15 protein-coding genes and 1 pseudogene are annotated in these 24,941 nt (G+C 55.6%); 9 read left to right on the forward strand and 7 right to left on the reverse strand.

Annotation, left to right across the window (positions count from 1 at the left end; translation table 11 throughout):
• The first annotated feature begins 346 nt into the window (after positions 1-346).
• From CRN80_RS12425 to CRN80_RS12450, 6 genes are all read left to right on the forward strand, one after another.
• Positions 347-2,422, forward strand: a complete 2,076-nt coding sequence (locus CRN80_RS12425) for a hypothetical protein (RefSeq protein ID WP_098950244.1) — start codon at positions 347-349, stop codon at positions 2,420-2,422.
• Positions 2,419-3,972 carry a hypothetical protein gene (locus CRN80_RS12430; protein ID WP_098950245.1) on the forward strand — a complete coding sequence of 518 codons (1,554 nt, stop codon included), beginning with the start codon at positions 2,419-2,421 and terminating at the stop codon, positions 3,970-3,972. Before CRN80_RS12425 ends, CRN80_RS12430 begins: the two co-directional genes overlap by 4 nt.
• Positions 3,966-9,395, forward strand: coding sequence for an FtsK/SpoIIIE domain-containing protein (locus CRN80_RS12435; protein WP_098950246.1), 5,430 nt, complete (start codon positions 3,966-3,968; stop codon positions 9,393-9,395). Before CRN80_RS12430 ends, CRN80_RS12435 begins: the two co-directional genes overlap by 7 nt.
• Positions 9,385-10,077, forward strand: coding sequence for a hypothetical protein (locus tag CRN80_RS12440; RefSeq protein WP_098950247.1), 693 nt, complete (start codon positions 9,385-9,387; stop codon positions 10,075-10,077). The genes CRN80_RS12435 and CRN80_RS12440 overlap by 11 nt, the downstream gene beginning before the upstream one ends.
• Positions 10,061-10,441: a nucleoside 2-deoxyribosyltransferase domain-containing protein gene (locus CRN80_RS12445; RefSeq protein ID WP_098950248.1), complete on the forward strand. Its 381-nt coding sequence runs from the start codon at positions 10,061-10,063 to the stop codon at positions 10,439-10,441. Before CRN80_RS12440 ends, CRN80_RS12445 begins: the two co-directional genes overlap by 17 nt.
• 255 nt (positions 10,442-10,696) lie before the next feature.
• A complete protein-coding gene (locus CRN80_RS12450; RefSeq protein ID WP_047302739.1) occupies positions 10,697-11,002 on the forward strand; it encodes a transposase in 306 nt (101 codons plus the stop codon).
• A 62-nt stretch (positions 11,003-11,064) separates the two neighbouring features.
• Here CRN80_RS12450 and CRN80_RS12455 read toward each other — a convergent pair.
• A pseudogene (locus tag CRN80_RS12455) lies at positions 11,065-11,628 on the reverse strand (IS30 family transposase); the annotation flags it as partial.
• Between the two features lie 325 nt (positions 11,629-11,953).
• Here CRN80_RS12455 and CRN80_RS12460 point away from each other — a divergent pair.
• The 3 genes from CRN80_RS12460 to CRN80_RS32100 all read left to right on the forward strand — a co-directional run bounded on the left by CRN80_RS12460 (position 11,954) and on the right by CRN80_RS32100 (position 16,741).
• Entirely contained in the window at positions 11,954-13,519 is a 1,566-nt protein-coding gene (locus CRN80_RS12460; RefSeq protein WP_060772730.1) for a PAS domain-containing methyl-accepting chemotaxis protein, read from the forward strand.
• A 43-nt stretch (positions 13,520-13,562) separates the two neighbouring features.
• A complete protein-coding gene (locus CRN80_RS31975) occupies positions 13,563-16,427 on the forward strand; it encodes an EAL domain-containing protein (RefSeq protein ID WP_198342814.1) in 2,865 nt (954 codons plus the stop codon).
• Positions 16,428-16,618: 191 nt separating this feature from the next.
• Entirely contained in the window at positions 16,619-16,741 is a 123-nt protein-coding gene (locus CRN80_RS32100; protein WP_157717966.1) for a diguanylate cyclase, read from the forward strand.
• Between the two features lie 179 nt (positions 16,742-16,920).
• Here the strand turns inward: CRN80_RS32100 and CRN80_RS12475 are convergent, their stop codons facing one another.
• The 6 genes from CRN80_RS12475 to CRN80_RS12500 all read right to left on the reverse strand — a co-directional run bounded on the left by CRN80_RS12475 (position 16,921) and on the right by CRN80_RS12500 (position 24,585).
• Positions 16,921-18,468 (reverse strand): IS66 family transposase, encoded by a 1,548-nt coding sequence (locus CRN80_RS12475; RefSeq protein WP_060772731.1) that lies wholly within the window; start codon positions 18,466-18,468, stop codon positions 16,921-16,923.
• Between the two features lie 61 nt (positions 18,469-18,529).
• The gene (gene tnpB / locus CRN80_RS31630; protein ID WP_010562499.1) at positions 18,530-18,865 is read right to left on the reverse strand and encodes an IS66 family insertion sequence element accessory protein TnpB; all 336 of its coding nucleotides are present in this window, start codon (positions 18,863-18,865) and stop codon (positions 18,530-18,532) included.
• Entirely contained in the window at positions 18,862-19,179 is a 318-nt protein-coding gene (locus CRN80_RS32105; protein ID WP_073665984.1) for a transposase, read from the reverse strand. Before CRN80_RS32105 ends, tnpB begins: the two co-directional genes overlap by 4 nt.
• A gap of 325 nt (positions 19,180-19,504) precedes the next feature.
• Positions 19,505-20,347: a phosphoadenosine phosphosulfate reductase family protein gene (locus tag CRN80_RS12490; RefSeq protein WP_097090462.1), complete on the reverse strand. Its 843-nt coding sequence runs from the start codon at positions 20,345-20,347 to the stop codon at positions 19,505-19,507.
• Positions 20,340-23,702 (reverse strand): ATP-binding protein, encoded by a 3,363-nt coding sequence (locus CRN80_RS12495; protein WP_256588838.1) that lies wholly within the window; start codon positions 23,700-23,702, stop codon positions 20,340-20,342. The genes CRN80_RS12490 and CRN80_RS12495 overlap by 8 nt, the downstream gene beginning before the upstream one ends.
• Positions 23,662-24,585 carry a DUF4007 family protein gene (locus tag CRN80_RS12500; protein WP_098950250.1) on the reverse strand — a complete coding sequence of 308 codons (924 nt, stop codon included), beginning with the start codon at positions 24,583-24,585 and terminating at the stop codon, positions 23,662-23,664. The genes CRN80_RS12495 and CRN80_RS12500 overlap by 41 nt, the downstream gene beginning before the upstream one ends.
• Positions 24,586-24,941: the final 356 nt, after the last annotated feature.

Raw genomic sequence — 24,941 nt, forward strand, 5'->3', positions numbered from 1 at the left:
AGCCGTTTCAGCTCTTGGGCGGAATGGCGAGCACTTAAAAGCCTGCTCATATACCTGTTATGCAAAAGTCTCGGGCGTGTGGCCGCAACATCAATGTCCGACGAACGTGTTCTGTAAGCTATCCATGATGGCAAAAAGCTGTGACTTTGGCTTTACCCATGCTTTGCCAGTGGATAAGGTGATCGGTATCTTGAGCGATTGGTTGCCCCCAGGGATGGCTCTTCATGAGCGTAGGTCTTTGCCAGGCTATTAGCGTCAGTTTCCCACTGATTTATTCCAGTTTATTGGTCGCCATATCTGATTTTGGCTGGCCCGTGTTGCCGCGGGCTGCAGGGGAGTGTTGTGAATGAATGAGTTGGTTGAGGCCTTGCTGGCCGCCGTTCCCGCCGATGGTTCTAGTATTGGCAACCAGTCGCTGCTAGAGCGGCTCAGAATTCAGTTCCCCCATATAACTGATGAGTTTTATTGGGAAACACGTGACGCACTGATTGATCAGCGGATTCTGCAGGCCGGTAAAGGTCGTGGCGGCTCCGTACGGCGTGCTGACGTTGAGGCTCCACCATCAAGTGCTTGGGTTCATTTTTTGCGTAGCTATGGGCCGTCATCGACCAATCTAGCGATGTTCGACGAGTATGTTTCGAGGGCATTGGCACAGGCAAGGGTCAAGCCAATTAGCCTATCAGCACCTTTTTTAGAGGACATGGTTCGACACATTGAATCCAAGGCGCCGGGGTCTATCTTGATCGCCGGAACTGCTGGTGATGGTAAGACGTACCATTGCCGTGCCTTGTGGGAACGTATTGGTGGAGACCCCGATGCTTGGGCCGCCAAAGGTAACGTGAAAGAATTGCAGCTGGCAGATGGACGCTTGGCTATCTTTATCAAGGACCTTTCTGAGCTCAATGGCGAGGAGAGCGATTTGCCATTGCAGCGACTCGAAAGGTCGGTGCTAGAGGGCGAGGACTCTGAGGTCGTGATCCTTGCCGCAAACCATGGTCAAATTCTTGATCGTCTCCGTGATTTAGGCCGACGCCAAGAGCGGGATCACCCACTTCGCAAGCCGCTGCAAGAGCGCTTTCTACAGGCCGGCCCGGCTCCTGAACGCCTAGCGGTGTTCGATCTCAGCCGCTCTACTAGCCGCAAAACGTTAGACGAAGTGGCCATGGCTGTGGCAGGGCATCCCGAATGGGACAACTGCAATCGCTGTGCACTTCAGACTGAAGATAAAGTTTGTCCCATCAATGAGAATCGCCGCAGACTTTTGGGTGATTCAGATGGTGGACAGCTCTCACGCCGCTTGGGCGATCTGGTAGAAATTGCCAGGCACAATGGGCTGCACCTCCCTATACGTGACTTACTTGCGCTGTGTTCGAATATGATCCTTGGTTGTTCCGATGCCAAGCAGGCAAAAGACAACCTGCTGACTTGCGCAGATGTTGCGAAGATTCAGGGAGGAGGGGACCTTGGTAAAGCTAGTGTCTATTCCAATGCCTTCGGGGCCAACCTCCTTAAACGAAGAACGTCTGATCGTCCCATCTTCAAGGCGATGTCCAGCTTTGGAGTAGGCGATGAGTCCACCAATGCTGCTGATGGGCTTCTGGTTTATGGCAAGGATGACTCGCGGCTGCAAGCCGACTTCGGCCGCTTGGTCGCAAGCGATCCGATCTACGGGGCCACGGCCGCGTTTCGCGCTGCCCAGGACGCCTATTTAGAAGGGTATGAGGGCTCCCGTTTGGAAGGGGGGGCTTCCGAGTTCCTTACAATGCTTGAAGACCAGCGACGCAGGCTTTTCTTCACACTTCCGGATGGGGAAGGAGGCTATCCGCATTGGTCGATGACAGCCTTCTGCTTTGCTGGAGACTACTTGGAAATTATCGATGCGCTCAAAGCGCAGAAACCAGTAAGCGAGACGATTCGTGGACGAATCGCTAAGGGTCTTAACCGAGTATTAACAGGTCTTCTCCTCGAAAACGAAGATCGCATTTTCATCGCAAGCTCGGGAGGTTTTACTCAAAGCCGAGTAAGCGTGCTTTGCGATTATGAGACGCTTTCCCGTCGACAAGGCGGCGTTGGCATGGCGATTAGGCTTGTCGAGGAGACCGGCCGCCCTCGTCTCGACATTTCGCTTGCTGTGGGCTTGAGCAATTCAGTTGCTTTTGACTTGACCCCTATTCGTCATGAGTTCCTCTCGCGGGTGGCTGAGGGTGCTTTGCCCGCGAGCTTCTCCAACGAATGTCTCGAAGATCTGCTGGCATTCAAGGCGAAGCTTTTGCGTAAGGCTGAGATTGTCAAAAAGGCCAGCGTGGCTGGTGATGATGACGAAGTCGGAGGTGAGGCCTCTGTACTGACACTTAACTTCATCGATATAGAGCCAGGTGGTCGCGGTTTTTCGCGTCCAGTGACTGTGAGGGTCTCGGAATGAGTGTAATCATCAAGAGGCCTGAGATTAAAAGCGTCGACTTTTGCGTCGATGAGAACATTTGGGGACATCGACTTTATGACGAGCAGCTTCCTCACCTGACTGTTCTGGAGTTCTTGGGCGTATTCGGATCGAATATGGAACATCCGCTCAGGCCTCATCAAGAGCTGGGCGGCTCAGTCATGTTCAGGCCGCAGCGGCAAATTCGCTTGCGTGGGCTTCTGTTCAACAATCCTTACGTTGAATCGATTGCGGAGAGCGCCGCGTCTGATGAGGAGAAGTGGAAGCAGTGGTTTGAGCGTTTTAGGCAGGGAGCAACAGGTAATGGTGATGAAGACATGACCTATCTCCGTCGCTCGTTCACTAGCTTTGATGATTTTGCAAAGGCAATTGAACTGCTGCGTTCCTCGTCATTTGAGTCTCGCAGTAACAAGCGTTGGAGTTCTAAGTTTGTCTTTCCTTTCGGTCCTGATGCTCTTTATGAGGACTTAGCGATCAATGCGAAAGGGGGGATGAGCAACGATCGTCGCTTCTTCGCTCGTACTGGTGAGTTGCTCTATCTCATCCTCTCACGGGCCAAGCGTGGAGAGGAGCTCGGTGGCATCCTCGCCAGGCGTCTATTTGACCATCAGGCGCCGATGAACCGATTAGTAAGGGCTCTGCAAGGTATGCCTCAGAGTGCCGAAGAACCAAGGCGTGCGGGCTATCTGCCCGAGGCTGCCAATGAACGATTCGACCAAATTTGCGACGACTGGTTGTCGATCTTGAACACGGATATGCCGATCTACGATGCCTTGGAGCATTTGATTGCGATCACCGGTCTGAACATGCTGCTCTACTTCTTAGAGCGTGCGAAGAGGGTAGCTGGCGATGACGATCCGGTCGAAATTGTTTGCGAAATCGTCTCCAAGGAGCGCACGAAGGTGCGAGCGCTTTCTGGCGATAGTTATCAATTCAATCAGGGGCTGCCAGCAAAGGCAGTGCGAGCTCATATCGAGTCAATCCGGTCGGATGTTGGGTGGGCTGCTGCTGAATCCGTGGAGTTTCCGGATGCTGAGCGTGTGAAACTCATGCGTGATCGCTTTCAGTGGCCGCCGACTGATGCCGGTGACGATGAAGACTCCATCGATAAGAGCCCAGAAGAATTAGTTGCCAAACTAGTTGAGAATGCCTTGGCGCGTCATGCGCAGCATGTCGGCAAGATTCACGCGTCATGGTCGCGTGCTATCGGGCTCAGCTCACGCCGGCTCTCGAGACGTACTCGCTACGCGCCGAACGATAGATTGCTCAAGTCGATAGTGATCTCCATCGTTACAGACCGTATGCAGTTCGATGAGTTTCTCGCTGAAGCCAAGCACCGCTATGGCTTGGTAATAGGTGATGCCGAGGGGGCGCGCCTAGTCGGCGCCAAGCTAGTTGACCAAGAAGAGCTCAACGAGAACCGAACCAATCTTGAAGCCCGTCTCGTCAGTTTGGGCTTGGTTCGCAGGCTCTCCGACTCCTGCTCGTTTGTCGAAAACCCGTTCGCGTTTCAGGGAGAAGCCGCATGCTGACCGATCGCATTATTGGACGCGTTGGCGCGGACATTCTTGCCCAACGTATATCCAATCCTCTTCAATCCGGTGATTTGGCCGCGCTCTTCAGGCTGGATAAGCTTTCAGCCAGTCAGATTGCAGCAGTAGCGCGAGCTATCCTTGCCAATCCGGACTTGGTCGCCCAAGTGGATCTCATGATCCCGGAGGCCTTGGTAGGAGGTCAAGGCCTGCCGCCTGGCATTCTGATACCACATAACGCAGGCTACGTGCGCAACAACGCTCTGACCGTCAAGGCTGCAATTCTTACGGCCAATGGCAATGAACACAACCTTGCGGACACCTTGGGTCACGTCATGGCCATAGGCGCTAAGGAAATGCGAGCTGATCCTCAGCCGTGGGTCGAGGCCACGCTCCACTCTGGTGGTATTTCACCAGTCCCCGACGACCGAGCGGTGTTCCATGCAGCTCTTAGCGGGTTATTAGCATCCTCGGAGCTTTCGTTAGTGCAGCTTGGCGAATTTTGCTCTGCCATCGTTGAGGCTATCGCCACGTACGGGCTGCCCATCCGTGATGCGGTTGGTTTCGCCTTGCCATGCTCAGGACTCCCTAGAGACAGCACCTATTTCTCGAATGCGAAGACTTTCGCGGAATCGCGCAAGCCCTGGCACAAGGCTTTTATCAAACTCTTTTCTCAGCGTGCGCCGCTGCTCAAAAAACTCCGCCAGAATGGCCAAGCTCTTGACCCGGAGGAGATTACCGAGCGAGTCGATGCTAATGCTTCAGAAATTTCGGAGGGTGCCCGTCAAGCTCTCTATGCTTTCGCCGCCGCCCCTGCTGGAGATCCAGAAGCATCCGATGTCCTTGCCCAATTCGAGTGGGAAAGCGATGGCGTATACCTTGCCTTCGACAAACCCAAAGAGCAGCAACTTGGTTTAGCAGAGTCGACGATCCGTTTCTTCGATCATGAGTGCGATCAGGAGGACTCACTTGATGCTGAGAGCCGCAAGCTATTGGAGGACTTGAAAGGCCGTGAGCGACGCTCAGATTTCACTGAAGAGGATGAAGAGTTTTTCGTTAAGCAACGAAGACTCTTGGAGCAAGACACCAAGCTTTGCTCGCGCTGGGAAAAGGCTCTCTATGGCAAGCCCATTGACTGCAATGACTTCTTCGAGGGCTTCGCTCGTGTGGTCAACAGTTTGCATGCTGGTCTGCGCGATCCAGAAGGAGAGCGGATCCTACGCTTCACTGTGACTAAGGGCCGAAAGGAGTGGCGTGAGCGATTCAACTACGATGCCGGCTGCTACTTCTCGGCTATGTACCGCGGTTTAAAGGAGCTTATGGGCTCCAAAGTCGAGTGGAAGGTTGAGCGGATGGGGAATGCAAATTTACCCGACCCCCTCTTCGACTATGAAGCCTTCTTCGCCGAGGAAAAGAAACTTCGCAACGATAAGAAGAACAAGGTTCGTCCGAATCTGTCGTTATCGCGCTTAGCCCTGCAGATCAAATTTGACGTGGCCTTAATTCAGGTTGCTAACGATAAAGAGACGGTGCTGGCTAAGACGCAGCTCCTTTGGAGCTACAAGCCAACGGTGATTGGTCTTTCTTTGGCCGCCGACATGCGTCGCCTCTTGGAAAAGGGGGCAGTAGGTTGTACCGAAGTACCCCGTAAGTTAGTGAGCAAGAAGGGGGGGGTGCAAAACGTCTCGTTACTCGACACTGGGACGTTGGAGGCGACGTACTCGACTGATGCAGGGTCACTGGTCCCTGCAGTCAGTAAGCTCCAAAGCCTGCGCCATGTGATCAAGACTCGGATCAAAGAGCTCGCCCAGGAGGGTAGGCTCACGGCTCATCAGCAAAATGAGGTAAAGGCTTCTTGGGATAAGTTCGAGGAGGACTACATCAAAGCGATGGAGGACTTCGTCACGACCGGGCTGCATGGCGATGCCGTTATGCGTCAAGCGGAGTCTTACGCGGAACTGTTGAACACTCTGATGGCACATGCCCGTGGCGATGTATGTCGTTCGCGCCTGGTCTCTGAAATACTATCTGTGGGCACGGTTCGGATTGCAGGCGATAACCTCGCAATAATCATTCCCCCGTGGCATCCAGAACGAATGAAGGCACTTGCGGTAAAGACGCGACGCGTAGCTGGTTTCGCCACTCATTTGCTTTCCAGCGGTAGCATTCTCTATGGCGACCGCGAAATTTTTATGCGGGAGCTCACTGACGAGATCGCTCATCCGTTCTATCCAGAGATCGCAGTTCTCAATCGGAACGGAGCTCTGGTGCTGGTATCGGAAAGCAGCACAATCAACGGCTATAGCCTTTTGGAGTCGCCCACGCGTGGGGCTGCAGGAGCTATGACCGATGTCGATCCGACGGCTGCAGCAAAACAGGCGCGTGAGCTTTTGGAACGCTATGTGGGGCTGCAGCCCCACGAGGCAAGCAACCTTAGCGTTGTGCTTTATAATGCCGATGCAGCCGAGCTACCGCTGGCCACAGTGCGGGAACTCTCCTCAATCCAAGAGGATGGCAAGCTCCAATGTAGCGTTTCTGTTCGCCACTCAGATCCAGGAAAGCTGCGACGAGTGTATGGCGAGCTGGTCAACAAGGCCGGAGACGATCCTGATCTGCCAGTGGTCAGCGAGACCAGTGATAACTTCATCTCCAAGTTGCGTATTTCTGTGACTCCCCTCTCGGCGACTCCGAGTGAGAGTGCGCAAGGCTTCAAGGCTTTCGATGTGGCCTTCCTGCATGACGTAGTCGCACGGGAGGCCCAAACAGAATGGCTTCCCGTACAGTGGACCAATGACCGACCAAATTTGGATCATGCCCCCTCGCGCTGGTCTTATCGGAGCGTGTCGGGCGAGAACGAGCTGAAGTCAACCACATTCCTGACCTGTCCATGGCAAACGGCTTCAGGCTGGGCATATGTGTCGGCGGTCGCAGCGGTTTGCCGGCAGACGGATGCTATGCCTGAGGAGCGATTCTTGCCTGCGCGTCGTATTTCTCTACAAAGTCCAGCGTTGGCTGCAATGATCAAGGATGCGCACGAGTTGGCCGAATGGGTGGCTACCTACGACGAACTACTCGACAAGCGACAGCTCCAGCACAACAACATCACAGTGGTGCGCTACCGTCGAAACTCGACTAACGGCCGCAATATGATTGTGAGCTCAACCTCGGAACTCCGGTTGTTGGGTGTGCTGGTTCGCCGGCGATTGGAAGAGTTGAATCTCCAGCTCGGATCCGACGAGCTTCAGGCAACTGCCGACAAGGCGAAGCGCGATGCGCTGTCAGTCTCTGGAGATATCGTACTGCGGGCGGCCAAGCGAGGCGTTTCTGCAGGAGAGATGCTTGGTCTTGTGCTAAGTCGTCACCTGCTCGCAGAGGAGTTCCAGGCCTCGTCGAACGGTGGGCAGGTCTTAACCGCCTATTTTCTGCTCGACGATTACGCAAGTTGGCTATCCCAGCCTGAAAGCCGTATCGCGGATATTTTGGCGCTAAACGTTGAGGAACACGAGGAAACCGTTCGTGTCGTCATTTCAATTGTTGAGTCGAAATATGTCAGTGTCGATGGGCTCGCTCAGGCTCGACGAGGCTCCAAGGATCAATTGTTGGCAACATTGGGCATGTTCCGTGAAGCTCTTTTTGGTGATCCGGGTCGTCTTGATCGGGATGTTTGGTTGGCCCGTTTGGCAGACATGCTATTAGATGCCGACATCCCGCCTGGTATGACGGGCTTAATGGAGCGTGCTCGAGCCAAACTGCGAGAGGGTGATGTAGAGATTTCGTTGCGTGGCTATTCGCATGTTTACGTCCACACCTCGGACGCGGGAGCTGCCTCTTCTACTGAGCAAGAGCTTTTGGATGAGACAGAAGGCGTAATGGCTTGGCAAGAGGTATTCGATCGACCGGATCTGCGAAAGCTCGCTGAAGCCTATGCCAAAGGCTCTGGTGGCCACGAAGTTCGATCAGGGATTGGGCCCCAGCAGCCTTGGGGCGGACACCACTTTAAAATGCCCGCCCCGCGAGTACCCTGGATGGCCGCAATGGCGCAGCTATCGAGTGGACTGATCGATACCTTTGTTGAAGAAGTCTCGTCATTAGACAAAAACGGCGAGAAGGCTTCGCCGACTTACCCAGTGGCCGAGCCTTCGGTTGTAATGGAGGAACTGACTCTTGTCTCTGTAGCTAATGGTGATTCAGATTCGGACCAGCTTGTCGCTGCGACTACCAACTCTGGTGGCGGGCTATCTGATCTAGTTGCGTCCAAATTCTCCGGCAGTGCGCAGGCCGATGCTGAGCGGGAGGAGTGGTCCGAAGAGATCACTAAGAAGCTCAAATCTGCGCTAAACAGCTACGGTCTTCAGGCGGCGATCCTCGGCACTCGCTTGACTCCAAATGGCTGCCTCGTTCGTCTGGCGGGTTCTGATCGCTTACGTGTCGAAGATATCGAAAATAAAAGAACACAGCTGCTCACTACTCACGCTATCAATCTAGTAACCGTCCAACCTAAGCCAGGAGAGATCGTGGTGACGGTCGCAGGAGGAAGGCGGCAGGCTGTGTCGCTTTGGGAGCTTTGGTCACGTCGAGAGCTCAATAGAAACGTTGCGGGTATCAACACCTCATTCTTGTTGGGACTTCAGGAGATTAATGGCGCGTTGCTGTATTTGAATCTGGGAACTGAGTTCGGTGGGCTTTCATCGCATGAGCCACATTCTTTGGTGGCTGGAGCTACGGGTAGTGGCAAATCGGTTCTGATTCAGGCCCTTATATTGGATATTGCGGCGACCAACCCCAAAAATTTGGCTCAAATTATCTTGATAGATCCCAAGATGGGAGTGGACTACGCGCCATTGGCCGATTTACCACATATGCGAGATGAAATTGTTACCACCAAGGAAAAGGCTGCCGAGGTCTTGGGCGCCCTGGTTCAAGAAATGGAGGATCGCTACCGCGCCTTTGCTAAAGCAAGGGCTCGCGACTTACCGACCTATAATTCGAAAGTTTCAGCCGCAGACCGTTTGCCGATGGTTTTCCTGGTTCATGACGAGTTTGCTGATTGGATGCTCGACGATGCTTACAAGGCAGCGGTCGGTGCCGCAGTTCAACGGCTCGGAGTGAAGGCTCGTGCGGCAGGGATACATTTGATATTCGCGGCCCAGCGTCCGGATAAAGATGTGATGCCTATGCAGCTTCGCGAGAATTTAGGTAATCGTTTGATCTTAAAGGTTTCCAGCGAAGCCACCTCTAAAATAGCTCTTGATAGGCCAGGCGCAGAGCTTTTGCTAGGTAGGGGGCATATGGCAGCTAAGCTCAACGGGGAACAGGGCTTAGTATTCGCCCAAGCTCCGTTTCTTTCAGATCAAGATATCGAAATCGCGGTGGCAGCAATATACTCCGATAATGCTGAACTAGGAGAGACTAGTGAAGGTTGATGATGCCGTTGAGACGATTACGAGGTTTTTTAATGATCTAATCGGCGCATGGGTTCCGGGCTTAGTGTTGGCAATCGGGTTGGTAATAATGCACCTGGGGCCTGACTATATTAAGTTGTTAGCCAAGTTAAGTGACGGTGCTGGTGTGGCATTGACAATGGCAGGTTTGCTCTTTGCTGTGGGGCACCTGCTATTGGCAGTGAATGAGACTGCGATGAAGCCATTACTTAAATTTGTAAAGGTAATAAGCGATTTTGACGAATCAAAAGCTCGGACGAGACAGTCTTACAAGTTGTTTAATGAGCTCGTAGACGAATTGCAAGGTGCCGGTCAAGCTGTTTGGCAGTTTCATGATCTTCGAAGTGTTGCTTTGTCGATTTCGGATGAGGCGGCTTCACTTGGGCGAAGATTTATGTTTATCTCGCTGTTATGCAGCGGGGTCGGAACAGCTTTGGTTCTTATTGGCGTTGATTATCTCATCTGCTTATCTTTTTTTCCTGAGCTCTTATACGGATATGAGCGGGTCGCTCCTTGGGGAGTGCAAGCTATTCTGCTCTTCAGTGCGGCTGTTTTTCTTTTTAAGCAGGCCAATGTCTTTTATGCCCGAGCTATGAGTACACCATTCTCGGTAGCTTTTGCAGAAATTAAGTTTAAGAGAGGCCCCAATGCCGGTAATCCATAGAAAAATCTACCTTGCTGGAGGGTTTCATTCTGGTTGGCAAGAGAGTGTGAAAGCTAGGCTCAAAAATTTTGTTATTTTGGATCCTGGCGCCCATTGCATTGATGATCCTGTTGAATACACGCGCTGGGACTTGGCGGCTGTCCGTGATTCTGAAATTATATTGGCGAACATGGAGGCATCCAATCCTGCAGGTTACGCACTGGCATTGGAAATTGGGTACGCAAAGGCTCTAGGTAAAACAATATACTTGGTCGACCAGATTGAAGATCCTTCAGTTAAGCGCTATTTTGAAATGGTTCGACAGTGCTCAACTCGAGTGTTCAGAGGCTTGGATGAGGCTATTGAATATATTGCGCGTACATAGGGTGCCGGACTAAAGATTCATGGTTGGGAAGTTTTCCTGTGCACGGCGTCGGGCAGAAGCTTAAGATGTATCGCTAGGTTTTTTGGGTGGGGTTTTATGAGGGAAAACTCTGCCCACTCCTCAATTTGCTGTTGTAGCGTAAGTCGTGTGAACGTATCCGTCCGGCCAACACACCTTCCTGGCCCCGACGCCAAAGGCGATGGTGTCCACCTGATTTAAGTGGACACCATTTCTAGCCTTTTAAGCGGGTCTTTCATGCAGCCACAACGCCGTTCCTACTCCAAATCCTTCAAGGCCCAGATTATTCAAGAGTGCGCCCAGCCCGGGGCCTCGATTGCCAGCGTTGCGCTGAGCCACAGCCTCAACGCAAACCTCGTCCATAAATGGATCCGAGTGCACACGCAGAAAGCCATGGCGCTGCAACCTGCTTTCATTCCTCTGTCCTTGCAGGCTATTGGGACAAAGTCGGATTCCGCGTCATCGACTATCTGTCTGGAAATCCCACACCCGAGCGGTACCATCAAAGTGAACTGGCCGACCGAAAGCGCCGCTGCCTGGTAGCCGACCGCGCAACACGGTGCAATATCACCATATCTACCAGGAACTGCTCTCTGTGGGTCGGCGCTGGCGCGCACCACCAACGTGCCTACAGACGAGGCGTTAGCCTTACCCTTGGTCAGGTCGCCTCCCAATACCCCGGCATCAGCCGGTCTTCGATCTCCGGCGGACGCACATGAATGCTGACCATCTCAGGGATCAGGCCGCGCCGATCCACACCGCCATAGCGCGGTCTGCGCGTCGTCTTGCTTTGGCGCAGGCAGATGATAAGCTCCTTGCGCAGTTCACCGACCGGCAGGGCATAGATCGCGTTATTGATCGTCTTGCGACAGACGTAGGCCTCTCTGAGGTTGGGAGTCTTCATGCTGCGCATGCTTGCGGGCAATCTGATCGGGAGACAAACGCTCACGCAGCAGATGGGCCACCAACTCGAAGCGCTCGCTACCCAGCAACAGCTTTCGCATCGGTCGACAAACCTAGCGGCGGGCCTGCATCTGCTGCCGGGCCGCACGGGCCGAGTAACAACCGCAGGCATCTCGATTGCGGCGCAGCTCCCGGCTGATGGTCGAAGGGGATCGGGTGATCAAGCAGGTAATCCTACGCAGGCTGAAACCTTGGGCATGACCGATTTAAATGACGCGCTCTTCAACGCTGAGTTCGGAGTAAGACATAGGGGCAGCACCGTACCGGAAAGGCCAGGTGCTGCACTCAACTTTTGCCGCCGCAGGTCGACAACTGTTTGCCAGCCCTAATACCTATCAAGGGGGAGCACTCTTCGACAGTTGTGACTATCAGGCTGTTCACCTGTCTTTTAGCCCCCCCTCTATGGGGGGAGCATCAAGAGGGGTGCCTGCTAATGTGAAAAAGTTTGACTAAACGATCAGCTTACAGAGCCGACTAGACCCACTGCCTCCCAGGCTATCGATGTGCCTATCATTCAGGTGAGCCCTCCCCATGCGAATCAATCAACCACTCAGCGGCCGCGAACGCAGTTTCCCAGCAGAACAGCACCTCATTTCCGCCACCGATACCCGCGGGATCATCACGTACTGCAACGACGAGTTCGCCGAGATCAGCGGATTTACCCGCGAGGAATTGGTCGGCAGCCCGCACAACCTAGTGCGTCACCCGGATATGCCGCCTGCCGTGTTCGCTCATATGTGGGACTACCTAAAATCCGGACGCAGCTGGATGGGCATCGTCAAGAACCGCTGCAAGAACGGCGATCACTATTGGGTCAGCGCCTATGTCACGCCCATCCAGGAAAACGGCCGGGTCGTCGGCTACGAGTCGGTGCGCAGCAAACCCAACAGCGAGCAGGTGCGCCGTGCCGAAGCGCTCTACGCGCGCCTGAACCAGGGGCGCCCGGCCATCGGCCGTGGCGAGGCATTCGCGCAACTGGCACGCTTCTTCGTGCTGCCGCTGCTCGGTGTAGTGAGCGGCGCGGCGCTCTGGAGCCTGGAATTGCCCGGCACGGCGTTGCTGCTGACCTTGGTCCTGCTTGGGCTGCAGGGTTTTGCCAGCCTGCACAACTCCAGCCAGCTGCTCGGCCGGGCTCGTGCAGTAGCGCCAAAAACATTCGACAGCCCGCTGGTGGCCCGCACCTACAGCGATGCCTCCGGGCCACTGGCGCTGCTGCACCTGGCACTGATCAGCGAGGATGCACGGATTCGCACGGCGCTTTGCCGCCTGGGAGACTTCGCCGACCAGACCGCCGCCCTGGCCAAGGAAAACGGCCGCCTCAACGAGCAGGCCGAACGTGCCCTGCAGGCCCAGCGCAATGAAGCTGACCAGGCCGCCACGGCGATGCACGAGATGGCCGCGTCGATCAATCAGGTCTCCAGCCACGTCCAGCAAACCGCTCAGGAAGCACGTCAGGCCAGTGAACTGGCTATGGCCGGCGCCCAGCAGTCGCAGCAAAGCCGCCAGGTCATCGAGCAACTGGCGCAGACTGTCGATGGCATCGGCCAATCGGTGCAGTCACTGGCCGATGAAACCGCTTCCATCCAGCAAGCCGCCAGCATGATCCACGCGATTGCCGAGCAGACCAACCTGCTGGCCCTGAATGCCGCCATCGAAGCAGCCCGCGCCGGTGAGCAGGGCCGTGGCTTTGCCGTAGTGGCCGACGAAGTGCGCGCCCTGGCCTCCAAGACCCGCCAGTCTACCGACGTCATCCAGGGCATCATCACGGGCCTGCATAAGGAAACCGAACGTGCCTTGAGCGTAGCTCGCGCCGGCAGCGAGGAAGCGCGTAACGGCGTGGCGCGGGTAGCGCAAACCGAACAGTCGCTACAGGGCATCAGCCAGACGGTCGACAACATCCATCAGATGGCCGAGCAGATGGCCGCTGCCGCCGAACAGCAGAGTCTGGTCGCTGAGGATATTGCCCGGCAGATCAACTCGATTTCCCAGGCCACCAACGACAATGCCGAAGTCACCGGCAATAGCGCGCGCCTAGGCAGCCAGCTACAGTCCACTGCAGGCTCCCTGCACGCGCTGGTCGAGCGTTTCAACAGTTAATAATCCTGCACAACGGGCGCTAGCAGCGCCCCCGGACAACGCCTTGCAGCCTCTCTATCTGAACCACCGCAGTCTGGCTCTGAGCACCTGCGCCCTGGCCTTGGTACTGATGGCCCTGGCCCTGAGCCTGCCTCCGATTGCCATCTTCACTGCCCGTCCGGCCGACTACCTCTCGGTGCATATCCTGCTGGAAATGTTCGCCATCAGCGTCTCGCTGATGATTGTGACTATTGCTTGGAATACCCCTGATCATGACGCCGAGCCCATAGCTCAGACCTTGGTCTTCGGCTTCGCCAGCGTGGCCGGCCTGGACATGTTGCATACCCTGTATTTCGCCGGCATGCCGGGGCTGGTGGTGGATGGCAGTACCAACACGGCGATCTTTTTCTGGCTCAGCAGCCGTGCGGTCGAGGTGGCCGTTCTCTGCCTGGCAGCCCTGTCGTTGCGCCTACCCGGCAGCCGCAATGCCTGGCTGATAGCAGGCATTGTCCTGGTCGCCGCCCTGTTCCTGATCGCCACTCAGCGCCCACAATGGCTGCCGCTGAGCTATATCCCCGGCAGCGGCCTGACGCCACTGAAGAACACCTGCGAACTCATCCTGTGCGTCGCCAACCTGGGCCTGGCCCTGTGGTTCTTCCTGCGTAGCCGCAAGACTCAGAGCAGCCGCGATCTATGGCTGGGCGCGGCCTGTTTCATTACCGCGATGGGCGGCCTGGCGTTTACCCAATACCGAACGACTTCGGAATTCATCAACCTGTTCGGCCACATCTATAAGGTGGCCGCCTACTGCTTCTTCTACCTGGCTGCCTTCCAGATTGCCGTGCGCAAACCCTATCGTTTGCTGGAAGTGCGTGAGCAGCGCATTCGCGAACAGGAAACCGAACTGCACAACCTGCTGAGCAACCTGCCGGTTGGCATCGCCCGCCTGGATGAGCACCTGCACCTGCGCTATGCCAACCCGACGCTAATCCGCAGCCAGGATCGTCGTCCGGAAAGCGTGATCGGCCAAACCATCGGCGATCTGCTGCTGGACGACGTTGCCGAGCAGATCAGACCACACCTGATCAAAGCCCTCGACGGCATACGCAGCGACCTGGACCTGCAATACCTGCGCCCGGACGGCAACAGCGCCTATGCCTCCTGCCTGGTGGTGCCGGAACGCCAGGTCAGCGGCCGCGAAGCCGGGGTGCTGGCGATTTTCACCGACACCAGCGAACGCGAGCACAATCGCCGACAGTTGATTGACTCACTGCGTGAAATCGCCGAGATCAAGGCCGCCCTGGATGCCCACGCCATCGTCGCCATCACCGATGCCCGCGGGGTAATCACCCAGGTTAACGACAAGTTCTGCGCCATTTCCCAATACGCCCGCAGTGAACTGGTCGGCCGCACCCACAAAATGATCAACTCCGGCCATCATCCGCGCGAATTTTTCCAGGACCTGTGGCGCACCATCAGCCATGGCGAGGTGTGGAGTGGCGAGGTGTGCAACCGCGCCAAGGACGGCTCGCTGTACTGGGTGCAGAGCACCATCATGCCCTTCATCGGCAAGGATGGCCTGCCCGAGCAGTACATCGCCATCCGCGCCGACATCACCAAGCGCAAGCGCATCGAAGAAGCCGCCCAGCGCATGGCCCTGCACGACGCCCTCACCGGCCTGGCCAACCGCCGCCTGATGAGCGAACGCCTGATCCGCGCCCTGCACAACAGCCAACGGCATAATCAGCACGGTGCCCTGTTGCTGATGGACCTGGACCACTTCAAGGAAATCAACGACACCCTCGGCCACCCGATCGGCGACCAGCTGCTCAAGGAAGTGGCCGTGCGCCTGCAGGGCACCCTGCGCCAGAGCGACACGGTGGCGCGCCTGGGCGGCGACGAGTTCGTGGTGATCATCGAAGAGCTGGGCAACAGCCAGGAAAGCGCCATGCACCATGCCAGCGATACTGGCGAGAAGATCCGCCAGGTGCTGTCCGCGCCCTATCAGCTCCACGACCATATGGCGCAGATCACCCCGAGCATTGGCGTGGTGTTGTTCGATGGCACGCTGCAGAACGCCGACGAACTGATCAAGCGGGCCGACATGGCGCTGTACAAAGCCAAGGATGCCGGGCGCGACCAGCTGTGCTTCTTCGATAACGCCCTGCAGAGCGAAATCAACCAGCGCGCCCTGCTGCAGCGGGACCTGCGCCTGGCCCTGGAGCAGGATGAGCTGCGCCTGTTCTACCAATCGGTAGTCGACGCCGACGAGCAGATCCTCGGCTTTGAGGCCCTGCTGCGTTGGCAAAACCCGCAGCGCGGCCTGGTTTCCACGGCGCAGTTCATTCCCCTGGCCGAGGAAAGCGGCCTGATTATTCCGATCGGCCAATGGGTACTGGCCACCGCCTGCCGCCAGCTGGCCGAGTGGCAGCACGACCCCATGCGCCAGGTCTGGACCATTGCCGTGAATATCAGCGCCCGCCAGCTCAGCCAGGCCGATTTCGTCCAGCAGGTGCTGCAGGTGCTGGCCAGCAGCGGCGCACCGGCCAACCGCCTGCGCCTGGAAATCACCGAATCCATGCTGCAACACGACCTGACGGTAACCATCGGCAAGATGCAGGCACTGCGCCAGGTCGGCGTGCGCTTCTCGCTGGACGACTTCGGCACCGGCTATTCGTCCATGAGCTACCTCAAGCACATGCCGCTGGATCAGCTGAAGATCGACAAGTCCTTCGTCGACGAAATCCTCACCGACAACACCGACAGCGCCATCGCTCACACCGTGGTGACCCTGGCGCAAAACCTCGGCCTGGAGGTGGTAGCCGAAGGCGTGGAGCAGCGCGAACAACTGGAGTTGCTGATTGCTATCGGCTGCCGAGCGTTCCAAGGTTACCTGTTTGGTAAGCCGGAACCGATCACCCGAACATAAGGGGAAATTAGCGTGTAAGGCTGAGCTGTAAATGAAGTTGTCAGCGAAGGTTATAAAGCCGTCGCTGAATGAGATCGAACTCAGACTGGAGATCTGTTTTAGTCGCTCATTCGACAAGCGTCTGCGTGAGTTAGCCCGTGTCCAGGAGACCGTTCACGCACCCCATTGAAATCCTAGGGCACAGCCTAGTCGTGTCAGCCAGCCTGGGGGTCGCCATCGCGCCCAAAGATGGGCAATGCACGAACGATCTCATCATGCATGCAGATCTGGCCATGTACCGCGCCAATGAAAGCCTTCCGCGAATACTTCCGTAACTCTTTTTTGGCACAGCAGCTCGTCAGCACTAGGCGATAAATTGCCGGCGGCGAATCGCCATGACACAGAGAAGCAACCCGATGTTTGCTAACGCCGGACTTGGTGAGCACCATGAGCGCCATCAACGGTCGCTGGGGGCGCGGAACTGTAAGCGTCTGCCGAACTCACCTTGCGTAATTCAGGCGGGTGCCCATTGATGCGGCAGTAGTTGGCCAATCTCGCTGGCCCGCTGTGTCGGCAGCCGCATCAGCACATCCTTCAGGTAGGCGTACGGATCATGCCCATTCATCCGCGCCGACTGGATCAGGCTCATGATCGCCGCCGCCCGTTTGCCGCTGCGCAGCGACCCGGCAAACAGCCAGTTCGAGCGTCCAAGGGCCCATGGTCGAATCTGGTTCTCGACCTGATTGTTGTCGATAGGCACGGCGCCGTCGTCCAGATAGCGCGTCAGCGCTAACCAGCGTTTTAGGCTGTAATCCAGGGCTTTTGCCGTGGCTGATCCGTTGGGCACCCGATCACGCTGGGCCAGCATCCAGTTATGCAGCGCATCGAGGATTGGTGAAGACTTTTCCTGCCGTATTCGCCAGCGTTCTTCATCGCTCATGTGCCGTGCTTGCCGCTCGATTTCATACAGCCCGGCAATGGAGTGCAGCGCCTGTTCGGCTAACTGGCTTTTGTTCGCTGCGTGCAGATCGAAAAATTTGCGGCGGGCGTGGGCCATGCAGCCAATTTCGGTGATGCCCTGCTCGAAGCTGGCCTTGTAGCCGGCGAAGTCGTCGCAGACCAGCTTGCCACTCCACTGACCCAGAAAATTGCGCGCATGCTCACCAGCCCGGCTGGGGCTGAAGTCATACACCACGGCCTTCAGGTCGGCGAAGGGTGTGGTGCAGTATGCCCAGACGTAAGCCCGGTGGGTTTTCTTCTCGCCAGGGGCCAGCATTTGCACGGGGGTTTCGTCGGCGTGGATCACGCCTTGCGCCAGTACCGCCTCGCGCAGGGCGTCGACCAATGGTTGGAGCTGTACGCCGGTGTGTCCGACCCACTGCGCCAGCGTCGAGCGGGCGATGGCCAGGCCAGCGCGCCCAAAAATCTTTTCTTGCCTATACAGCGGCAGGTGGTCGGCAAATTTGGCCACCATCACGTGAGCCAGCAGGCCGGCAGTGGGGATGCCCTTGTCGATCACCTGGGCTGGTACCGGCGCCTGGATCAGTGTTTCGCACTGACGGCAGGCCCATTTGCCACGCACGTGCTGTTCGACGGTGAACACGCCCGGCGTGTAATCCAGCTTTTCGCTGATGTCTTCGCCGATGCGTTGCAGCTGGCAGCCGCAGGTGCATTGAGTGTTCTGCGGCTCGTGACGGATCACAGTACGCGGAAACTGGGCTGGCAGCGGTGCGCGCTTGGGCTGTTGGCGGGGTTCAGCCGGAGCCGCCGGAGGATTGAGGGTTTTCAGTTCCGCCTCGATAGCGGCAATGTCCGTGTCGAGCAAATCATCCAGCAGGCTGCCCTGGTCAGGGCTTAGTTGCTCGCTACGCTTGGCGAACTTGTATCGCTTGAACCAGGCGATTTCATGGGTGAGCTGCTCGATGACGGTTTGATCGCGGTCGATCTTCTTGCCCATCGTTTCAACCGTCTTACCCAACGTGTCGACTTGCGACAGCAACTGCGCAGCGAGTGCGCGCAGTTGCTCAGGTGTCAGTTGGTCGAGATTGGGCGAGGAAGTCATGCCGCTGATTGTGCCAGAGCAGGCGATCAGCGCAGATAAAGCGATGGGCTAATGGCCGGCGCTACAGCACTGTGATCGCACCGGCTGCACCAACCCGCTGCCAAGGTAAACCGAGCACCAAAGCCTGAAGCTGCTCGGTGTCGAGTTCAACTTCCGAGCCGCGGTGGATGCCTGGCCAGTGAAACTTGCCCTGGTTCAATCGCCGCGCGGCCAGCCAGATCCCTACACCGTCATGCACCAACACTTTCATGCGGTTGGCGCGGCGGTTGGCGAACAGATAAGCACAGTGCGGCTTCGCCGCACCGAATACCTCCACTACACGGGCCAATGCGGTCTCGGTGCCGGCGCGCATGTCCATCGGCTCAGTGGCAAGCCAGATGCTATCGATGCGGATCACGGGGCAAGCCCCCGGACAAAGCGGGCGCAGCCGTCAGGATCGGACACTGGCCATTTCACTGTGACTGACTGCTCGCCAAGCGATAGCTCAATAATCACCGATGCTGCAGTCGGCCGTTTGGGCGTAGCCCTCAATGGAACGAACGCCGACAACACCGCGGGTAGCTGATCTCGGTAAAGCGGTAGCCATTTTCGAATGACGTTGGCGTTGATGCCATGGCGGATGGCAACGCTGGAGACGGTCGCACCCGGTTGTAGGCATTCCTGAACGACCTGGACCTTGAACGGTTTGGGGTAAGAGCTTCGTTGGCGCATGGAAATCCTAACGTTAAGGACGATCGCGTCCGCTTAAAAATACGCGGACACCATCGCCCTTAATGCTGGAGTTCGGAAGGTGACTTGGCTGGACGCTTACGTGTGAACTCATGCTAGGAGGGGCGAGCTTTGCCGGTGACTGCTATGTCGTTAATGAGCCGGTATTAGCTAGAGCTGTTTATCAAAAGTGTGGGGCAGTCAGTGCCGAGTTCCGTCAAGAAAATTTCTGTATTGGTTGCGGTGGATGAAAGTTCGGTAATTGGCACTGAGTACAAGCGCTATTTGTGTCTCTGATCTTGAGAGTTTTTCGGATGTGCTCTGACTTTTACTTGTGACAAATTAAGCAAGAGCTGTTTCCCTCGTCGTCTCCGTACACGTCGTCGATGTCTTCTGGACAGTTTTTCACGGGGCGAAGTGGGTTCGTCGGAATATTCTTGCGAAGTCGTGCACGACGAACCTCATATTCTGCTTTGATCTCGATAATGCGCGCAGGCTTTTCTAGATCCCAAAGTGATTCGCCCTTAGACCAAGTGAAAGGCGAGCCGTGTTCTAGTGCGTCCTTTTCTAGCGCCTTGGCTTTTTCGTAGTCCTCAGGGTGTCGCTCCTTGAGTCGAACCCATTCGATTTTCTGCTGGAAGAAGCAGAATGTGCAGCCACTGCGAGAGCGCCATTCGTAATACTTCGGATAACCGAGTCCAGAAGACTCTAGTATGTCGACGACGCCGGCTTTATCAATGCCCGCCTCACGAAATGGAAATTTCACAATCATGTTTTCGGCTTTTGCTGAATACCCTTCGCGATACTCCTCATCAGCTCGGATCGCTACATAGGAGGAAACTTTATCTCCTGCTGAGAGCCATGGTTTGACCCACTGTTCGAACGGGGCCAATTTGAGTTGACGTGTGCACCAGCGAGTCTGCGCACTGGGGAGGAAATGATTGAATTCACGCAGCCAAAAGCGAAAGTCACGGCGAGGATTGAGTCGTTCGATGGGTTTGCCCAAATAGCCTTCGAGTCGTCCTAGAAACTCGTAGACCTCGGGAAGCTCTTCACCGGTGTCAGTAAAGAAATAGTCGATGTCTAGCTCAGGATGGTGGTCACGCATCCAGACGGCCAAGGCGGCGCTGTCTTTCCCGCCGGATAAGCCTAGCACGTGTCGTTCAATCATCCATCTGCTCCTTCTCACCAGCCAGGTTCATTCCAGTTTTAGCAAGAATGGCCAGCAAAATGTCAGTTTCAAAACCTTGATCTTGCAGCATCGAGGTAAGCTCAGCAGCCTTGTCTTCGACTGTTTTACGGTGGCGCTCCGATATCGAGAATGATCTGGATATCGTCGTGGTTTCCGCACCTGCACCTATAACAACTGCGATTGCTTCGCTATGTGCGGGACGGTCTTTGACTGTGACGAACGCCTCTGCCTCGCGAAAGCGCCGGGCGAATTGGACAAGCTCAAGCACAGCCGCATCGATGTGGCGGTCGACCCAGTCGCGTGGTGGTTTTTCAGCGGCCAAGCTCAGAATGCCCTCCAGTGCGGAACGGCTGCCATCGTAAGACGCGAGTCGTGTAGAGAATGCATCGAGCCTAAAGTTACCGGAAACTCCTGCCACAGCCTTCGCTCTGTCGCGGAGCGAATCCAAGTTGTCGAGAGACGCATCGAGAGCTTGAAGCATCTTGGCTTCTACCTCGGAGAGCATCTTTGGATAGGCCCCTGCGATTTCATGCAGAGGGGCACGCAGTGCTTCTACATAGGCCTCGCCGTCATCAGCTCCAAGAAGCGACGCTAGATCGACGAACAGAACTTTGTGTGGGTCGTTGGCTTTTAGCAGCATGTCGCGTATTGCTTTGGCTGTTTCACCTAAGCGTTGTGTGCGCCGTCCCCAATCTGGGAGGCTGAAAATCAATGCCACTAGTCCGCGTGCGGCTTCAAGCGGATCTGCAGAGCCGGCTTTCTCCCCGACTTCCTCTAAGAGGTGGGAAATGCCCTCCAGGATTTGGACTTTGTCTTCATCAATCGTGATCCAGCGGAGAGTGAATCGCTTAGGATCTTGCAGGCACTCGTCAATATCCGCATCGCTCAGTCGCGGAATAAACATGCTGTCTTTGTAAACGGCGATGTTGGCTTTATGTGCCAACAAGAAAGCAGTGAGAAACACGGGCAAAATACCCTGTTTCATGCCAAATGGAGGCAGATGCCAGCGGTTGTAGATCGACTCCACGCTTACTCGTGTATTGGCGTCGATGAGGAGCTTTTGCGTGACTTTCCAAAGCTCGTAAAGTCCTTCGTGCACTTCTTCTAGTGGGGGGCAGAACTGCCAAACTTCACCTTCTTTGCGGTATACACCAGACGCTACAAGCAGCGTTTCGAACAGGCCGCGTTCTGCTGGGAAACCTTCGATGCCCAACTGCTCGATGCCCTCGGCGTCGATCATTGCGTGTAGCAAATCGCGTCGGGCTTTTACGCTGTTGCTAGAGAGGCTGTCGCGATTTACTAATTCGCTCCAGACCGGTGGGCAGGAATAATAGAGCTCATCGGCGAGCTCAGAAGCCTTCGGCGAGAGTTTTGTTCCGGGCTCGATGACCGTGTCGCCTCCATCGTGCCATTTGCAAAGTGAAACAGCTGCTTGTAGCTGGTCTTCGAGATCAGATTTGGTCGCGGCCAAGCGCGCAAAGACTTCGCGGCGAGCTACGGAATCACCTCCGAGCTCGTGGCGCTCTTTTACCTGTTCTAGAGCGACTAATTCAGCCGAAAGTTCTGCGATGCGGGCGTGGTTAGCTGGGATGCCTACCAGTACCGGCCAGGGCTCTAAATACGCGCATGCTTGAGCTCGCTTGCCAGCTTCGCGTGCTGAGATATCGCGTCCTGGAAGCGCTAGTATGAATTGACCAAACTCTCCCCGTTGCGGAGTGTAGGCCTTTGCGATTTTTTCGGCCTGCTCAATGCTTTGCAGTGAGAGCTCCATCCAGCGCATAGCGCCCGTTTCATGGTAGTGCCGTTTGGCTACTACAGGATGGATGCCCATCAGTTGAGAGAGTTTTGCGTAATCGACTCCAGCAGATGCGGCCAGCGCTTGAGAAATAGCCGCATCGATATCAAAGTCGCTACCCTCGAATACTGACCAAGAGCCGGTGTAAGTTTTGTATAAGGCAACCTTGAGTGCTGAGAGTTTATTCAGAGCATCCTCAATCTGCTCGCGAGGTACATCGTGGAATAGGGCCGCGATGACAGGTAGATCTGCAGAAAGTCCTGAGCCGTTACGGAATAGATCAATCACGGCGATATTTTTGATTATCGCCACAAGCAGTGGGTCACCTGACTTTGCCTCTGCACGCTCTACAGCCTCAACCGCTTGGGACCAGCGGTGCCCATCAGGTGAGGCTAGAATTGCAGGCTCTAGATTTGCGCGCAGGTAGTCCCAATAGTCACTAGGACGATACAAGGACGACTGTTCTGAAGGGGTGGACTCTAGGTAAGCGCGGAAGCCATGGGGCTCCACCGATGATAGGAAACCAAAGGTACTACGCTCATTCTGTCCAAACTGACGCTTAGAAATCGGGCCCAGTAATGCGGCCATGGCTGGGTGTAGCGGCCAGCAACGTTCTAGTGCGGCAGAAAAATCCTTCCCAACTGCAGGGCGGCGAGATCGGATCGCGTCGGCTATCGCATCAGATGCTTTTTGCCCCCACTCCGGGCGGCTTTTGGCTTCGATCGCGCTGCCGATAAGCTCAACGACCTCGTCGCTTGCAGCTACGAAAGGAAGGTCTAGGTATCGTCCCTGAACCTTGCCCCAGTCGTCACGAGTGTCGATGCCCAGTCGGTTGGAGTATTGCGCGAATGACTGGTGTAGAACACCTACTACAACCAGTCTGCCATCGGCGCGAGCAGATGCTTCAGCAAGCTCTTGGAAGAAGTAGACGTCGTCGCCAGAACCTAGAGCGGATGCCTCCAGAAACTTACCCATTTCATCGATAAATACCAGGACGCCATCGTTTGGGCGGCTCTTGGTTTCGACAATTAGATCAGAGATAACACTTTGGATCGTTGGCTTGCCTCGACCGTCAACGTTCATGCCTCGACTTTTTCGGATCGCTGCGTCCAGCTCTTTTACAACACTGCCACGCCGGCCAACGACAGGGACAACTAGCCACCCGTCTTGGACAGGAAAGGCTTGGTCGAAATCTGATTTCGAGTCAAGTTTTAGGGCGGTACGAGCTTTGGTACGCAGGCTCTCATCAGGATGGAGCGCGCTCGCGAGGGCGACAGCTAGTGATGACTTGCCGCCACCGAACGGTCCGGTCCATGTAAAGCTTCGTTGATTTGTGCTTGCAAGCTGCCTGCACATTCCAGCTACAACGGATGCCGCAGTTGCATGGATGATATACCCATCCAATGCGTCTGAACGACCAATGTCTGCGTCTATTCGGATTGATCGTTGATATTGATGCGAGATGTGAACAATATCCGAGAGCATTAACTCTTTTCTCTCACTCATATGCGCGCCTGGCCATTTCTTTTTGATCTTCATTGGATAGCGCTTTTCTGTGCACTTGGCGAAGGCCGGCGGAGTCGGTCCAAGCAAGCTTGCCTCCGGTTAAGTCGGCCAGCGAAATCAGTCTTTGAGCGATTGATTCTTCGTCTAGTTTGAAGACGCGGCCGGGAGAACCCTCTGCGTACGCAATAGTCTCAAAGGCCAGCGAGCTTTGACTCCCTGCGGTTCTATTCCAGAAGTCGATGAGCGCATAGGTGAAAATACCGTCATGAAGGGACGCTTTAGGGCCTCGACGGAAAGCATACTGGCCTTTGTGAACCTCTTGGAGCAGACCTAATTCAGCGAGTAAGGGCTCGGCAAAATCTTCGGGCGAACCGGCTGCGGTTCTGGGGGCATAGCTGCGCAAACATGTCTCCAAATCTCGCGATATGGTCGCGCTTGAAAGGCGATGCTTAGGATCGAGGCTGCGAGCGTACTCGGTCAGAGGCTCTTCGAGCTCTTGGCGTGTAAAGGTTGGCGCGGTTACATGGTTGAATAGCCAATACCATGTTGTTGAACGGTAGCGCCGCCCGGCTAGCTGCCAATGAACAAGCCATGCTGTAGCAGGATCCTCCGCGTAAGGATCAAGGCCTCCACTTTGGAGTATCTCCATGGCGAGTCTCGTTACGCGAAAGGTATCGCCTTCATCATTCATGACGCCGGATGCCAAGGCCCAATGCCGAATGGAAGCAACCATGTTCTTACCTACTCCGAAAGCGGCAATAGAGCTTTCAGTAGTAAAGGTTGTCTTTGGAATCAGGCCGTCGCCGCTCGCTTGGTCGAAAGCTTTTTTGAGCCACATCTGACGCAATGGAAACGTTTCGTGTCCAGAGAAATGAACAGATGCGACTCGACTGATTTTTGATGAGGTAGTTTTCATGAGTCGCAGCTTAACCCGAACTGGTGAATAGCTCCAGTTGCGCATTCACAACTGACATCGCTGTATAAATATACAGCAATGTGTGCTCCACGGCGATAGCAAACGATCAAGCTCTGTTGGTGCAGATCTCTTGGGAGGTCCATGTCGATTGGCTTGCCACGGTGTTTACACGGACTCGGGCACCTATTCAATTCACATCCAGGTATTGGTGCCACGGTCATTCAGACCTTTCAGGCAGGCAGCTACGGAGGTTTCTCAATGCCTACGGCCTCTTTTTCTAGGTGAAGAGGTCGTCGTGACGCGGGAAAAGCCTATTCGCAAGTCGTACTGTGATCGTTGTAGCTACAATCTAGAGC

This window comes from Pseudomonas sp. FDAARGOS_380 (assembly GCF_002591235.1).
Classification (GTDB): Bacteria; Pseudomonadota; Gammaproteobacteria; order Pseudomonadales; family Pseudomonadaceae; genus Aquipseudomonas; species Aquipseudomonas salmasensis.

Excerpts from the sequence above, each read along its gene's own strand:
- CRN80_RS12425 (WP_098950244.1), top strand. The coding sequence starts at position 347 with ATGAATGAGTTGGTTGAGGCCTTGCTGGCCGCCGTTCCCGCCGATGGT.
- CRN80_RS12430 (WP_098950245.1), top strand. The coding sequence starts at position 2,419 with ATGAGTGTAATCATCAAGAGGCCTGAGATTAAAAGCGTCGACTTTTGC.
- CRN80_RS12435 (WP_098950246.1), top strand. The coding sequence starts at position 3,966 with ATGCTGACCGATCGCATTATTGGACGCGTTGGCGCGGACATTCTTGCC.
- CRN80_RS12445 (WP_098950248.1), top strand. The coding sequence starts at position 10,061 with ATGCCGGTAATCCATAGAAAAATCTACCTTGCTGGAGGGTTTCATTCT.
- CRN80_RS12450 (WP_047302739.1), top strand. The coding sequence starts at position 10,697 with ATGCAGCCACAACGCCGTTCCTACTCCAAATCCTTCAAGGCCCAGATT.
- CRN80_RS12460 (WP_060772730.1), top strand. The coding sequence starts at position 11,954 with ATGCGAATCAATCAACCACTCAGCGGCCGCGAACGCAGTTTCCCAGCA.
- CRN80_RS12475 (WP_060772731.1), bottom strand. The coding sequence starts at position 18,468 with ATGACTTCCTCGCCCAATCTCGACCAACTGACACCTGAGCAACTGCGC.
- CRN80_RS32105 (WP_073665984.1), bottom strand. The coding sequence starts at position 19,179 with ATGCGCCAACGAAGCTCTTACCCCAAACCGTTCAAGGTCCAGGTCGTT.
- CRN80_RS12490 (WP_097090462.1), bottom strand. The coding sequence starts at position 20,347 with ATGATTGAACGACACGTGCTAGGCTTATCCGGCGGGAAAGACAGCGCC.
- CRN80_RS12495 (WP_256588838.1), bottom strand. The coding sequence starts at position 23,702 with ATGAAGATCAAAAAGAAATGGCCAGGCGCGCATATGAGTGAGAGAAAA.
- CRN80_RS12500 (WP_098950250.1), bottom strand. The coding sequence starts at position 24,585 with ATGAAAACTACCTCATCAAAAATCAGTCGAGTCGCATCTGTTCATTTC.